Below are 599 nucleotides of genomic sequence, written 5' to 3' on the forward strand. Positions count from 1 at the left end.
ATCGGAGCGACTAAAATATCACTATCTAGGGCTGCTAAATAATGGCTACGGTTAGCAACGGCCTAATCAAGGGTCAAGGGCTTGTACTGATTACTGGCAAAAAAGGTGCTGGTAAATCGCACTTTGCCACCGCTCAAATAAAGTATATCGTTGATAACTTCCCTGACCACCCTGTCTATGCTGATATTGCTGGTCTGAATATCGAAGGTGTCGAGAAGTCACCAGATGACTGGCAAACGCTTTTAAATGAAGATGGTATCGCTAACGCTACCGTCTTTTATGACGAAGCCCAGTTATTAGAATGGGCTGATAACTCAAATACCAAAATCAGCTCTGATAGTCGTATTAAAAATATGACTATGATACGCCATGCTAACTTAAACATCGTTGTCATGACCCAAGACCCGACCTTCGTACACTCTGCCCTACGTAAACTCGTTGACGTTCATTATCATATTAGTCACCCTTTCAAAGATGGTAAACCCAAAGTTTTCCAGTTCGCTGGCGCAATGAGTACCATTGATGATAAGGGTGCATGGAAAGCTCACGCTGTCGAGTCGTTCACGCATAAGCTAGATAAAGAAACAACCAAACTTTAT

General features: G+C 42.6%; 1 protein-coding gene. It reads left to right on the forward strand.

Features of this window, described 5'->3' with window-relative positions; translation table 11 throughout:
- Positions 1 to 41: 41 nt before the first annotated feature.
- Positions 42 to 599 (forward strand): zonular occludens toxin domain-containing protein (locus I6F53_RS20305; protein ID WP_197240962.1); only part of this gene is annotated, 558 nt, incomplete at its 3' end.

Source organism: Pseudoalteromonas sp. SWN29 (assembly GCF_015864465.1).
Lineage (GTDB): Bacteria > Pseudomonadota > Gammaproteobacteria > Enterobacterales > Alteromonadaceae > Pseudoalteromonas.